We start from the raw sequence: 13,953 nt of genomic DNA, 5'->3' as shown, positions 1-13,953 counted from the left end.
CGGCCGTGCATGCGCGCGGCGTGGAACTGGGCGCCGAGGTGACTGCAGGCACGGTGTCATTCAACGGCAGCCTGGCATGGACCGACGCCAAGGTTGAGGCGCCGGGCACCGCGCTCGATGGCATGCGCCCGGCGCAGACGCCGCGCATTGCCGCCAGCGGCACGCTCGCCTGGCACCCCGCCCCGCACTGGACCGGGGCGCTGACCCTGCGGCACGTGGGCCTGGCCTATGAAGACGATCTGCAAACCGCGCCGCTGCGCGCGGCCACCACGCTCGATGCCTTTGCCCAGGTCCCGCTGACCAGCTGGGCCAGCCTGGTGCTGCGCGGCGAAAACCTGTTCGATACCACGATCGTCACGCGCAATTCGGGCGGCACGATCGATATCGGCACGCCGCGCACGCTGTGGGCCGGCCTGCGAATTGGGATGCGGTAAGCGCGCCGGGCCAGCGCTTTCACGAAAGGCCCTTCGACAGGCTCGGGGCGAACGGGGTTCTGGACTATCAGACCGTTCAGGCTGAGCCTGTCGCAGCCCGGCTGCTGCACATCCAGCCTGCAATCGTATTCTATCCTGCGACGGGCAGACACATGCAGGATTTGCGCCTAGCGTTCCAGCCGTGGGCAGACGCGCAAGGGCAGCGCGCACGGCCTTGGGGGATGGGCTTTTGCACCGGGCGATCATACGCAAGACCAGGGCCGCAGGCGGCCATGACGAAGGCCAGCGGGCCGGCGCGATTTCCACCAATCTGGTGATGGGCAAAACTCTGCGCTTGTCGGCGGGGGCAAGGCTGGCTTACCCCTGGCAACGGGAGGTCGCAGCCGGTGCATGCCAGGCTGCGGCAACAAGCCGCTGGCCGGGGGCCGCGTGTCGCAAGGGGGCGGCGCCGGATCTGCGCGACACGGGGGCAGGAGCCACAGGAAGGCCGGGATAACCGGCCTGGTCCATGTTGCGCCCGCAAGCGCGCAGCACGGCACGGCCCAAGCAGGTGGAGCAATAGCCATGAGCCTCGAAATCACGTCCAAGGTTGCCGAGATCGACGCCCACATCATCGATGTGCTGCGGCACCGCGTGGGCAAGGATGAACGGGCCGCCAAGCCCCACGACTGGTACACCGCCACCTGCCTGGCGCTGCGCGACGTGATCATCGATCGCTGGATGGAATCCACCCGCAAGACCTATGACCAGGGCGGCAAGCGGGTTTACTATCTCAGCCTGGAATTCCTCATCGGCCGGCTGCTGCGCGACGCGCTGTCGAACCTGGGCCTGACGCGCGAAATGGAAAAGGCGCTGGCCAGCCATGGTTTTGACCTGGCCGCGCTGGAAGAGCTGGAACCCGATGCGGCGCTGGGCAACGGCGGCCTTGGCCGCCTGGCTGCCTGCTTCATGGAAAGCCTGGCGAGCCTGGACATAGCCGCCTACGGCTATGGCATCCGCTATGTGAACGGCATGTTCCGCCAGCGCATCGACGATGGCTGGCAGGTGGAACTGCCCGAAACCTGGCTGAGCCACGGCAACCCGTGGGAGTTCGACCGCCGCGAAAGCGCCTATATGATCGGCTTTGGCGGCGAGGTGATCGACAACGGCGATGGCGTGGAATGGCGCCCGCATGAAAAGGTCGAGGCAAGCGCCGTCGATACGCCGGTAGTGGGCTACAAGGGCAAGCGGGTGAACACCCTGCGCCTGTGGACGGCCAACCCGCTCGATCCCATCCGCCTCGACGCGTTCAACGCCGGTGACCACGCTGGCGCACTGGCCGAGCAGGTGCGCGCCGATGCCCTGGTGCGCGTGCTCTATCCGGCCGACAGCACGCCGGCGGGCCAGGAACTGCGCCTGCGCCAGGAATACTTCTTCACCTCCGCCAGTATCCAGGACATCGTGCGCCGCCACGCGCAATACCATGGCGACGTGCGCACCCTGCCCGACAAGGCCGCCATCCAGCTCAACGACACGCACCCCAGCGTGGCCGTGGCCGAGCTGATGCGCATTCTGGTGGATATGTACGGGCTTGAGTTCAACGAGGCCTGGGACGTGACCAAGCGCACGGTGGGCTATACCAACCACACCCTGCTGCCCGAAGCGCTGGAAAGCTGGCCGCTGCCGCTGTTCGAACGCCTGCTGCCGCGCCACATGCAGATCATCTATGCGATCAACAGCCGCGTGTTGCGCGAAGCGCGCAAGGCCGGGCTGGATGACCGTGCGATCGCCGCGATCAGCCTGATCGACGAGGGCGGCGAGCGGCGCGTGCGCATGGCCAACCTGGCCTTCGTGGGCGCGCATTCGATCAACGGCGTGGCCGCGCTGCATACCGAGCTGATGAAGACCACGGTGTTTGCCGATCTTCACGCCCTTTATCCCACGCGCATCAACAACAAGACCAACGGCGTCACCCCGCGCCGCTGGTTGCAGCAGTGCAACCCGCGGCTGGTGGGCGTGATCAAGGACGCAATCGGCGATGCGTTCCTCGACGATGCCGAAAAGCTGTCCGATCTCAACGCGATGGCCGATGACGCGCAGCTTGGCGAACGCATTGCCGAGGTAAAGCGCGCCAACAAGGTGGCGCTGGCCGGGCATATCAAGCAGCTGACCGGCGTCCGTCTCGATCCCGATGCCCTGTTCGACGTGCAGATCAAGCGCATCCACGAATACAAGCGCCAGCTGCTCAACCTGATCGAGACGGTGGCGCTCTATGATCAAATTCGCAGCCACCCGGAACGCGACTGGACCCCGCGCGTAAAGATCTTTGGGGGCAAGGCGGCGTCGAGCTATCACAACGCCAAGCTGGTCATCAAACTGGCCAACGACATTGCCCGCCGCGTCAACTCCGATCCTTCGGTCGGGGGCCTGCTCAAGGTGGTGTTCGTGCCCAACTACAACGTGACCCTGGCCGAACGCATCATCCCTGCCGCCGATCTGTCGGAACAGATTTCCACGGCCGGGATGGAAGCATCGGGCACCGGCAACATGAAGTTCGCGCTTAACGGCGCGCTGACGATCGGCACGCTCGATGGCGCCAACATCGAGATCAAGGACCGGGTCGGCGATGACAACATCGTGATCTTCGGCAAAACCGCCGAGGAAGTGGCGGCGATCCGCGCCGATGGCTATAACCCGCGCGCCGTGATCGAAGGCAGCCGGGAATTGCAGCAGGCGATCTCGGCCATTGCCAGCGGCGTGTTCTCGCCCGACGATCCGCACCGCTATGCCGGGCTGATGGGCGGGCTCTATGACAGCGACTGGTTCCTGGTTGCGGCCGATTTCGACGCCTATCACGCCGCGCAGCGCGGGGTCGACGCGCGCTGGGCCAACCAGCCGGCGTGGCGCGCCAGCGCCATCCGCAACATCGCCAACGTGGGCTGGTTCTCGTCCGATCGCACGATCGGCGAATATGCCCGCGACATCTGGGGAGTGTGACATCCTGAGCCTGCACCCCCCGGCCGAGGCGATTACGGCGCTGCTTGACGGCACCCATGCCGATCCGTTTTCCCTGCTGGGGGTGCATCCCGGCCCGCAAGGTGCCTTTGCCCGCGCCATTCTGCCCGGCGCCGAACGGGCAGAAGCGTTCGCCCTTGACGGCACGCCGCTGGGCGTTCTGAAACGTGTCGATCCGCGCGGCCTGTTCGAAGGGCCAGTGGCCGGGTCACCGCAGCCGGTGCGCTATGCCTGCCAGGCCGGGCAACATAGCTGGCAGGTGACCGATCCCTATTCGTTCGGGCCGGTGCTGGGCCCGGTGGATGATTTCCTGATCGGCCAGGGCACCCACCACCGCCTGTTCGACAAGCTGGGCGCCCACGTGATCGATCACGAAGGCGCACGCGGCGTGCACTTTGCCGTCTGGGCGCCCAATGCCCGGCTGGTGAGCGTGGTGGGCGATTTCAACGATTGGGACGGTGCCCGCCACCCGATGCGTCGCCGCAGCGACACCGGCATCTGGGAACTGTTCCTGCCCGACATCGGCGGTGGGCGGCCCTACAAGTATCGCATCGTGGCGAGCGACGGCACGGTGCAGCCGTACAAGGCCGATCCCTATGCCCTGGCGGCAGAACTGCGCCCGCATACCGCCTCAATCACGCTTGACGCCCCGCCCCACGCCTGGGGCGATGCTGAACACCGCGCGTTCTGGGAAAAGGCCGATCCGCGCCACCAGCCGATCTCGATCTATGAGGTGCACGCCGGATCGTGGCGCAAGCCGGGCGACGGGCGCGAGTTCTACAGCTGGGACGAACTCGCCGACCAGTTGATCCCCTATGCCGTCGACATGGGCTTTACCCATATCGAGTTCCTGCCGGTGTCAGAGCATCCCTATGACCCGAGCTGGGGCTATCAGACCACCGGGCTCTATGCCCCGTCGGCCCGATTTGGCGAGCCGATGGGCTTCGCCCGCTTTGTCGATGGCGCCCACCGCGCCGGGTTGGGCGTGCTGATCGATTGGGTGCCGGCGCATTTTCCCACCGACGCGCATGGCCTGTCGCGGTTCGATGGCACGGCGCTCTATGAACATGAAGACCCGCGCCAAGGGTTCCACCCCGATTGGAACACCGCGATCTACAATTTCGGCCGGCGCGAGGTGCGCGATTTCCTGATCAACAATGCGCTGTTCTGGGCCGAACGCTATCACGTCGACGGGCTGCGCGTGGATGCTGTCGCCTCGATGCTGTACCGCGATTATTCGCGCAAGAGCGGCGAATGGATTCCCAATGCCCAGGGCGGGCGCGAGAACTGGGAAGCGGTCGATTTCCTGCGGGCGATGAACCAGGCGGTCTATGGCACCTGCCCCGGCGTGATGACCATGGCCGAGGAATCGACCAGCTGGCCCGGCGTCACCCAGCCCGCGCTGGACGAAGGCGAGCGGCCGAGCAGCCTGGGCTTCGGCTTCAAGTGGAACATGGGGTTCATGAACGATACCCTGCGCTATATGGCGCGGGACCCGGTGCATCGCCGCTATCACCACAACGAGATCACCTTCGGCCTGGTCTATGCCTTTACCGAAAACTTCGTGCTGCCGATCAGCCATGACGAAGTGGTGCACGGCAAGGGCAGCATGCTGGGCAAGATGGCCGGCGATGACTGGCACAAGTTTGCCAACCTGCGCGCCTATTACGGGATGATGTGGGGCTATCCCGGCAAGAAGCTGTTGTTCATGGGCCAGGAATTTGCCCAGCGCCGCGAATGGAGCGAGGCGCGCGCGCTCGATTGGGACATGCTCGACCATGCTCCCCACGCCGGCATGCAGGCCTGGGTGCGCGATCTGAACCGCGCCTATGCCGCCCTGCCCGCACTGCACGCGCGCGATTGCGAGGGCGAAGGATTTGAATGGCTGGTGGTGGACGATGCGCTGGCCAGCGTGTTTGCCTGGGTGCGCCGCGCGCCCGGCCATGCGCCGGTGGTGGTGGTGTGCAACATGACGCCCGCCTTGCACGACCATTATCGCCTGCCCCTGCCGCACGACGGGGAATGGCGCGAAGTGCTCAACTCTGACGCGGCGCACTATGGCGGCAGCGGCCAGGGCAATGCCGGAAAGATCGTGGCGGAAGACGGGGCGGCGTTTGTCATCCTGCCGCCGCTTTCAACGATGATGTTTGAATATCAGAGCAAGGCCGAATGAACGGCCAGGAGGAACGGATGCGCAAAACCTATGGGCAACCCCTGGCTCGCGATGCCATGGCCTATGTCCTGGCTGGCGGACGCGGCAGCCGGTTGAAGGAACTGACCGACAACCGCGCCAAGCCGGCCGTCTATTTCGGCGGAGTCAGCCGGATCATCGACTTTGCCCTGTCGAACGCGATCAATTCGGGCATTCGCCGCATCGGCGTAGCGACGCAATACAAGGCGCACTCGCTGATCCGGCACATGAACCGCGCGTGGAACTTCATGCGCCCGGAACGCAACGAAAGCTTTGACATCCTGCCCGCCTCGCAGCGCATTTCCGAGCTGTTGTGGTATGAAGGCACGGCCGACGCGGTCTATCAGAACATCGACATCATCCAGGCCCATGCGCCCAAGCACATGGTGATCCTGGCGGGCGACCACATCTACAAGATGGACTACGAATTGATGCTGCAGCAGCACGTCAATTCGGGGGCCGATGTGACCGTGGGCTGCCTGGTGGTGCCCAAGGCCGAGGCGACCGGCTTTGGCGTGATGGGCGTGGACGAAGACAGCGTGATCACCAGCTTTGTCGAAAAGCCGGCCGATCCGCCGACCATCCCCGGCGATCCGGACCATGCCCTGGCATCGATGGGCATCTATGTGTTCGAGACCGAATTCCTGTTCGACCAGTTGCGCCGCGATGCGGCAACGCCAGGCTCGAACCGCGATTTCGGCGGCGATATCATCCCCTACATCGTCAAGCACGGCAAGGCGGTGGCCCACCGCTTCAGTAACAGCTGCATCCGCGCGGCCGACGAGATCGAGGAATACTGGCGCGACGTGGGCACGCTCGACGCCTATTTCGAGGCTAACCTCGACCTGACCGACACGGTGCCCAAGCTCAACATGTACGATCGCGAGTGGCCGATCTGGACCGACCAGATCATCGCCGCCCCGGCCAAGTTCGTGCACGACGAGGAAGGCCGGCGCGGCATGGCGATTTCCTCGCTGATCAGCCAGGATTGCATCGTTTCGGGCGCGCTGGCCAAGCGCAGCCTGCTGTTCACCGGGGTCAAGATGGGGTCATTCTCCAGCGTGGAGGAAGGCGTGATCCTGCCCTATTGCAACATCGGCCGCGGTGCCAAGCTTAGCCGGGTGATCCTGGATTCGGGCGTGCGCATTCCCGAAGGGCTGGTAGTGGGCGAAGATCCCGAACTGGACGCGCGGCGGTTTCGCCGCACCGACAACGGTGTCTGCCTCATCACCAAGGCGATGATCGACAAGCTGGTTTAGCGCCAACAACGGTAACACAACCTGTCGTCGCCCCGAACTTGATCCGGGGCCCCGCTTCTTTCCGCTTGTTCCGGCAAAGGCCGCAAGCTGGACCTCGGAACAGGTCCGGGGGTGACGAAGGACAGGACCAAAGATGCCTTAAGACCGGCTGGCTGGCCGGGGAGACTGGAATGACCTTGCGCGTTCTTTCCATTGCATCCGAAGCGGTGCCACTGATCAAAACCGGGGGGCTGGCCGATGTGGCGGGCGCCCTGCCCGATGCCGTGGCGCCGCATGGCGTGGCGATGACCACGATCCTGCCGGGCTATCCCGCCGTGACCAAGGCGCTGGGCAAGGCCAAGGCGATCCACCAGTGGGACAGCCTGCTGGGCGAGCCGGCCCGGCTGCTGGCGGGCAAGCTGGGCAGCCATCCGCTGCTGGTGGTCGACAGCCCCAACCTGTTTGCCCGCGACGGCGGCCCCTATGCCGATCTCGCCGGGCGCGACTGGGGTGACAACTGGCGCCGCTTTGCCGCGTTTGGCCGCGCGGCTGCCGATGTGGCGGGCGGCGCGGTGAAAGGCCTGGCCTTCGATCTTGCCCACGCGCACGATTGGCAGGCGGCGATGGCCCCGGCCTATATGCGCTTTGCCCCCGCCGGCACGGCGATCCCTTCGGTCATGACCATCCACAACATGGCGTTCCAGGGCTATTATGGCGCCGATATCTTTGCCCTGATGGGGCTGCCCTCGTGGGCCTGGGCGATCGACGGCGTGGAATACCACGGCGGCGTGGGCTTCCTCAAAGCCGGGCTGGAAAGCGCCAGCGCGATCACCACGGTGAGCCCGACCTATGCCCGCGAGATCCGCGATCCTGCCTTTGGCATGGGGCTGGAAGGCCTGATCGCCACCAAGGGCGATCGCGTGCACGGCATCGTCAACGGCATCGATCCGGCGGTGTGGAACCCTGAAACCGACCAGCACCTGCTGCAGACCTATTCCTGGCGCTCGCTCGCCCGGCGTGCCGCCAACAAGCGCGCGCTGGAGCGGGAGTTCCATCTGGAACAGGGCGATGGGCCGCTGTTCGTGTGCGTCACCCGGCTGACCTGGCAGAAGGGCATCGACGTGCTGCTGGAAGTGATCGACCATCTGGTCGGCCTGGGCGGGCGGCTGGCGCTGCTTGGCGCGGGCGATCCGGCGATGGAGGCCGGCCTGCATGCCGCCGCTGCGCGCCATCCCGGGCGCGTCAGCTTGCGCATCGGCTATGACGAGGCGCTATCGCACCGCATGCAGGGCGGCGGCGACGCGATCCTGGTGCCCAGCCGGTTCGAACCTTGCGGCCTCACGCAGCTTTATGGCCTGGCCTATGGCTGCGTGCCGGTGGTGGCGCATACCGGGGGCCTGGCCGATACCGTGGTGGATGCCAACCTGGCGGCGATCAACGGCCAGGCGGCCACTGGGGTGACGTTCCACGGCGTCACCTATCCTTCTTTCGCAGATGCGATAACGCGCACGATTGCCCTTTATGGCCAGCGTGATGTCTGGACGCAGATGCAGCGAACAGGCATGAAGACGGACTTTTCATGGAAGCGCAGCGGGCACGCCTATGCTGCGCTCTATCGCCAACTTGCGGGGGCAGAATGACGATCACCACCCACCAGACCACGCCCTATGCCGGGCAGAAGCCGGGCACATCGGGCCTGCGCAAGAAAGTGCGCGTGTTTGCTCAGCCCAACTATGCCGAAAACTTCATCCAGGCGGTGTTCGATGTGGTGGAGCGTGCGCCCGGCAGCACCTTGGTGATCGGTGGCGACGGGCGCTACCACAACCGCACGGTGATCCAGCAGGCGATCCGCATGGCCGCCGCCAATGGCTATGGCCAGGTGCTGGTCGGCCAGGGCGGCATCCTCTCCACGCCGGCCGCAAGCAACGTGATCCGCCGCTACAAGGCAAGCGGCGGCCTGATCCTTTCGGCCAGCCACAACCCCGGCGGGCCGGACGAGGATTTCGGCATCAAGTACAACATCGCCAATGGCGGCCCGGCGCCCGAAGGCGTGACCGAGGCGATCTATGCCCGCACGCAGACGATCGACCGCTGGCTGGCGGTGGACGCCGCTGACATCGACCTCGACACCTGCGGCAGCGTCGACGTGGGCGGGTGCCAGGTCTCGGTGATCGATCCGGTGGCTGACTATGCCGACCTGATGGAAACGCTGTTCGATTTTGCCGCGATCCGCGCTGCCGTGGCCGATGGCCTGACCATGGCATTCGATGCCATGCATGCCGTGACCGGCCCCTATGCCACGGAAATCCTGGAAAAGCGGCTGGGCTTTGCGCCCGGCACGGTGCGCCACGGCGTGCCGCTGGAGGATTTCGGCGGGCATCACCCTGATCCCAACATGGTCCATGCCAAGGCGCTGTTCGATGCCATGTTCGGCCCCGATGCGCCCGATTTCGGCGCGGCATCGGATGGCGATGGCGATCGCAACCTGATCGTCGGCAAGGGCCGTTTCATCACCCCGTCCGACAGCCTGGCCATGCTGGCCGCCAATGCCCACCTCGCGCCTGGCTATGCCCGGGGCCTGGCCGGGATCGCCCGCTCGATGCCGACCAGCGCGGCGGCCGATCGCGTGGCCGAGGCGCTTGGCATCCCCGCCTATGAGACCCCCACGGGCTGGAAGTTCTTCGGCAACCTGCTCGACGCCGGCATGGCGACGATCTGCGGCGAGGAAAGCGCTGGCACCGGATCGGACCATGTGCGCGAGAAGGACGGCCTGTGGGCCGTGCTGCTGTGGCTCAATATCCTGGCCGTGCGTAAGATCAGCGTGGACGAACTGGCACGCGAGCACTGGGCCAAGTATGGCCGCAACTATTATGCCCGCCACGATTATGAAGGGCTGCCGACCGAGCAGGCCGATGCCCTGATGGCGGCGCTGAACGGCAAGCTCGCCAGCCTGCCGGGGCAAAGCTTTGGCCCGCTGACTGTCGCCACGGCAGACAGCTTTTCCTATCTCGATCCCGTCGATGGCAGCACCAGCGCCAACCAGGGCCTGCGCGTGCTGTTCGAAGGCGGATCGCGCATCGTCTTCCGCCTGTCGGGCACCGGCACCGAAGGGGCGACGCTGCGCGTCTATCTCGAACGCTATGAGCCGGCGGACGGCTATCTTGACCGTGAAACCAGCGACATGCTGGCCGACCTGATTGCCGCAGCCGATGCCGTGGCCGGCATCGTCGCCCACACCGGCCGCACCGCCCCCGACGTGATCACCTGATGGACCACGGCGCGCACCCTGTCCCTGCCGGCACGGCCTGGCGGGTGCGCGCGCCGCTGGCCGATGCGGTGTGGCTGTGCCTGTTCGATGCGCAAGGCGCCGAAACGCGCCATGCCATGGTACGCGCGGGCGACGATTGGACGCTGACCCTGGCGGGCAATCACGCCGGCACGCGCTATGGCTATCGTGCCGATGGGGAATGGGCGCCCGAACGCGGGCTGTGGTTCGATCCAGCCAAGCTGCTGGTTGATCCCCATGCCGTCGAACTGGACCAGCGCTTTGTCTATGATCCGGCCCTTTCCACCTTTGGCGCCGATACCGCCGCGCTGGTGCCAAAGGCGATCGTGACGGGAGACCTGCCTACCGTGCCCCCTGCCCCGCCGCTGTTTGCGCCGGGCGGGCTGATCTATGAACTGAACGTGCGCGCCTTTACCATGCTGCACCCCGATGTGCCGGCGCATCTGCGCGGCACGGTGGCCGCGCTGGCGCAGCCCGCCGTGCTGGCGCACCTCGTCAAGCTGGGCATCAACGCGGTGGAACTGATGCCGATCGTGGCATGGATAGACGAGCGCCACCTGCCCCCACTCGGCCTGCGCAATGCCTGGGGCTATAACCCGGTGGCATTCATGGCGCTCGATCCGGGGCTGTGCCCGGGCGGGATCGCCGAACTGCGCGACACCGTCGCCGCTCTGCGCGCCGCAGGCATCGGCACAATCCTTGACCTGGTGTTCAACCACACTGGCGAAAGCGACGTGGCCGGGCCGATTGTCAGCCTGCGCGGGCTAGACAACGCCGCCTATGGCCATGCTGCGGATGGCAGCCTGATCAACGATACCGGCTGCGGCAACACGCTCGATTTCGCGCAGCCCCACGTCCGCCAGTTGACGATCGATACGCTGCGCCATTTCGTGGCCCATGCCGGCGTCGATGGCTTCCGCTTCGATCTGGCGCCGATCATGGCGCGCGGTCCCGGCTTTGCCGCCGATGCCCCGATCTTTGCCGAGATCGCCGCCGATCCGCTGCTGGCAGACCGCGTGCTGATTGCCGAACCGTGGGACATCGGGCCGGGCGGCTATCAACTCGGCCAGTTTCCGGCCAACTGGCTGGAATGGAACGACCGCTTTCGCGATGATGTGCGGCGGTTCTGGCGCGGCGATGGAACACTGGGCGCCCTCGCCACGCGGCTGGCCGGCTCGGCCGACGTGTTTGGCCCGTGTGAAAGCATGCCGTGCCGCAGCGTCAATTTCCTGGCGGCGCACGATGGCTTTACCCTGGCCGACTGCGTCGCCTTTGCCCACAAGCACAACGAGGCCAACGGCGAAAACAACCGCGACGGGCACGACGACAACTATTCGTGGAACAATGGCGTTGAAGGCCCAAGCGACGATCCCGCCGTGCTGGCGCGGCGCCAGGCGGCCCAGCGCGCGCTGCTGGGCACGCTGTTTGCGTCAACAGGCACGATCATGCTGACCGCCGGTGACGAGTTTGGCCGCAGCCAGCAAGGCAACAACAATGCCTATTCCCAGGACAATCCGCTGTCATGGATCGACTGGCAGGCGCGCGATCGGGATCTTGAGGATTTCGTAGCGCGGCTTTCTGCCGCCAGGCAGGGCGACATGGCGCGCTTTCCCGAAGACGGGCAATGGCTGGCGCTCGACGGCGCGGCGATGGACGGCGGGCGATGGGAAGACCCGGCGACGCCGGGGGGGCAATGGCGTGCGCCCGATCATGCGCGGCCCGGTTTTCGGGTGAGCCGGACCGAGGGGGTAGCGTTGGGCTGAGGGGCCCTTCGACAAGCTCAGGGCGAACGGATCATAGAAATTTGTCCTCCCCATCCTCTTTAGAGGAGGGGGTCGGGGGGTGGTGGACACCTTGCACAAGGCTTCGCACCACCCCCAACCCCTCCTCTGAAGAGGAGGGGAGATTGAACGCCTTGTCAGGCCCCCAGGCGGCGCAAGGCCGGATCGACGAAGCGGCGCGGCGTGGGCACATAAGTGGCCCGGCCATCATCAAGCGACAGCGCGCGGGGCAGCAGGCGGTTGAGCAGCAGGCGGCCGAACGCCCACTCACCCAGGCCCGATTGCGCATTGATATGCCCGGCAGCGCCGGCATCGGCAAAGCGCGCGCCCCAGCGTTGGGCCAGGCGGCGCGTGGCCCCGGGTGTGGCATAGCGATCATCGCGGCTGCCCACCACGATCGCGGGGAACGGCAGTTCGGTTTCGGGCACCGGGGCAAAGCGGGTCAGGCGGCGGTCTTTCACCCCGTCTTCCACATCGGGCGGCGCCACCAGCAAAGCGCCAATCACCGGCATCTGGCGCGGGCCATTGGCCAAGCGTTCATATTCCGCCCACCAGGCCACGGCCAGGCAACCCAGGCTGTGCGCCACCAGCACGACGGGGCGCCCGGCCCCTTCGTGGGCCCGCTGTATCGCCAGGGCCAGCTTGTTGACCCAGGTGTTGCGGTGCGGATCGTTCCACAGCCCGAGGTCAACCCGGTGGCAATCGGGAAGTGTCTGTTCCCAAATGGTTTGCCAGTGATCAGGACCGGAATTGTCCAGCCCCGGCACGGTCAGGATGATCGGATCGGCAGTGCGGCTAAAGGCATGTTCATGGGCCATACAAGTTCTCCCACCAAGGAAGCGGCCGGTCGACTCGGTTTACGTCCCGACATGAACAAGAGATAACTCAATCTTCGCGATAGACAATAACCTGGCGATGAAGCGACAGCGTTTTGCGCCCGGTGGCAAAGCACCGGAACCCGGTTGCATTTTCCCGCCATTTGCGACAGGCCCATGGGCCGGTGCAAGGGGGGCCTTGGCGCCGAGACAAAAGGGATCACGAGCGTTTCCGGCATGACAACACCAGCGATTCCCGATGCGCCGCGCAAGCGCCTGCTGGCCTCGATCCACGATGTCAGCCCGCGTTTCGAAGCGCAGGTCGATGCCCTGGCAGAGCGCCTGTCCGGCCATCTCGGCACGGGCAAGTTTGCCATGCTGGTGATCCCGGATCACTGGCGCAGCGCGCCGCTCGCGGGCAATGCCGCGTTCCAGGCGCGGCTGCGGCAATGGGCCGACATGGGCATCGAGATGTTCCTGCACGGCTGGTGCCACAAGGACGAAACCCCTGCAGAGCAAGGCCTGGCCGGCTTCAAGGGCAAGCACATGACCGCCGGCGAGGGTGAATTCCTCAACCTGCCCTATGCCGAGGCGCTGGCCCGCATGGCGCAGGGCAAGGCTCTGGTCGAAGACATTCTCGGCCGCCCGGTAACCGGCTTCATCGCGCCGGCCTGGCTCTATGGCCCCGGCGCGCACCAGGCCATGGCCGACCTGGGCTTTGCCCTGGCCGAAGACCACATGAAGGTGTGGCGCCCGCAAAGCGGCGAAGTACTGGCCAAGGGGCCCGTGATCACCTGGGCCAGCCGCAGCAAGGCGCGCATCCGCTCTTCGCTGTGGTTTTCCGCCCTGGCCCGCCAGGCACTGCCGCTGACGCGGACGGTGCGCGTGGCGGTGCATCCCGGCGATACTACGGTGCCTGCCCTGCTGCGCTCGATCGATGCCACGCTGGCACGCTTTGCCAAGAGCCACGAACCCGCGCGCTATGCCAGCCTGACCGGCCCGACGAGCCTGTTTTGACCGCGACCACGCAACGACCCTTGCGCGTTCTGACCTTCCTGCACAGCTTCGAGCCGGGCGGGGTGGAGCGCGTGGCGCTGCGCCTGCACCGCGCCTGGCTGGCGCAGGGCGTCGATGCGCGCCTGGTGCTGGGCCGCACTCAGGGCGCGATGCGCGGCGAATGGCCGGGGCTTGAGGCCGATGTGTTCGATAGCCAT

General features: G+C 66.1%; 9 protein-coding genes. 8 read left to right on the top strand and 1 reads right to left on the bottom strand.

Annotation, left to right across the window (positions count from 1 at the left end; translation table 11 throughout):
- From H926_RS28285 to glgX, 7 genes are all read left to right on the top strand, one after another.
- Positions 1-434 (top strand): TonB-dependent receptor domain-containing protein (locus H926_RS28285; RefSeq protein ID WP_043610083.1); only part of this gene is annotated, 434 nt, incomplete at its 5' end.
- A 564-nt stretch (positions 435-998) separates the two neighbouring features.
- Entirely contained in the window at positions 999-3,410 is a 2,412-nt protein-coding gene (locus H926_RS0116970) for a glycogen/starch/alpha-glucan phosphorylase (RefSeq protein ID WP_022677378.1), read from the top strand.
- Between the two features lie 10 nt (positions 3,411-3,420).
- Complete coding sequence (gene glgB / locus H926_RS0116965) at positions 3,421-5,601, top strand: 1,4-alpha-glucan branching protein GlgB (protein WP_028658152.1); 2,181 nt, start codon at positions 3,421-3,423, stop codon at positions 5,599-5,601.
- Between the two features lie 17 nt (positions 5,602-5,618).
- Positions 5,619-6,878 (top strand): glucose-1-phosphate adenylyltransferase, encoded by a 1,260-nt coding sequence (glgC, locus tag H926_RS0116960; protein ID WP_028658151.1) that lies wholly within the window; start codon positions 5,619-5,621, stop codon positions 6,876-6,878.
- 170 nt (positions 6,879-7,048) lie between these two features.
- Positions 7,049-8,497, top strand: coding sequence for a glycogen synthase GlgA (gene glgA / locus H926_RS0116955; RefSeq protein WP_022677375.1), 1,449 nt, complete (start codon positions 7,049-7,051; stop codon positions 8,495-8,497).
- Complete coding sequence (locus H926_RS0116950) at positions 8,494-10,125, top strand: alpha-D-glucose phosphate-specific phosphoglucomutase (RefSeq protein ID WP_022677374.1); 1,632 nt, start codon at positions 8,494-8,496, stop codon at positions 10,123-10,125. Before glgA ends, H926_RS0116950 begins: the two co-directional genes overlap by 4 nt.
- Complete coding sequence (gene glgX, locus H926_RS0116945; protein ID WP_022677373.1) at positions 10,125-11,906, top strand: glycogen debranching protein GlgX; 1,782 nt, start codon at positions 10,125-10,127, stop codon at positions 11,904-11,906. Before H926_RS0116950 ends, glgX begins: the two co-directional genes overlap by 1 nt.
- Positions 11,907-12,061: 155 nt before the next feature.
- Here the strand turns inward: glgX and H926_RS0116940 are convergent, their stop codons facing one another.
- Positions 12,062-12,742, bottom strand: a complete 681-nt coding sequence (locus H926_RS0116940) for an alpha/beta hydrolase (RefSeq protein ID WP_022677372.1) — start codon at positions 12,740-12,742, stop codon at positions 12,062-12,064.
- A 234-nt stretch (positions 12,743-12,976) separates the two neighbouring features.
- On the opposite strand from H926_RS0116940, the gene H926_RS0116935 reads away from it, so the two are divergent.
- Entirely contained in the window at positions 12,977-13,756 is a 780-nt protein-coding gene (locus H926_RS0116935; RefSeq protein ID WP_022677371.1) for a DUF2334 domain-containing protein, read from the top strand.
- Positions 13,757-13,953: the final 197 nt, after the last annotated feature.

The sequence above is a fragment of the Novosphingobium sp. B-7 genome (assembly GCF_000410615.1).
Lineage (GTDB): Bacteria > Pseudomonadota > Alphaproteobacteria > Sphingomonadales > Sphingomonadaceae > Novosphingobium > Novosphingobium capsulatum.
This window is presented reverse-complemented; position numbering and strand designations above follow the sequence as displayed.

What these genes read in the sequence shown, in the direction of transcription:
- H926_RS0116970 (WP_022677378.1), top strand. Translation starts at nt 999, where the DNA reads ATGAGCCTCGAAATCACGTCCAAGGTTGCCGAGATCGACGCCCACATC.
- glgC (WP_028658151.1), top strand. Translation starts at nt 5,619, where the DNA reads ATGCGCAAAACCTATGGGCAACCCCTGGCTCGCGATGCCATGGCCTAT.
- glgA (WP_022677375.1), top strand. Translation starts at nt 7,049, where the DNA reads ATGACCTTGCGCGTTCTTTCCATTGCATCCGAAGCGGTGCCACTGATC.
- H926_RS0116950 (WP_022677374.1), top strand. Translation starts at nt 8,494, where the DNA reads ATGACGATCACCACCCACCAGACCACGCCCTATGCCGGGCAGAAGCCG.
- glgX (WP_022677373.1), top strand. Translation starts at nt 10,125, where the DNA reads ATGGACCACGGCGCGCACCCTGTCCCTGCCGGCACGGCCTGGCGGGTG.
- H926_RS0116940 (WP_022677372.1), bottom strand. Translation starts at nt 12,742, where the DNA reads ATGGCCCATGAACATGCCTTTAGCCGCACTGCCGATCCGATCATCCTG.
- H926_RS0116935 (WP_022677371.1), top strand. Translation starts at nt 12,977, where the DNA reads ATGACAACACCAGCGATTCCCGATGCGCCGCGCAAGCGCCTGCTGGCC.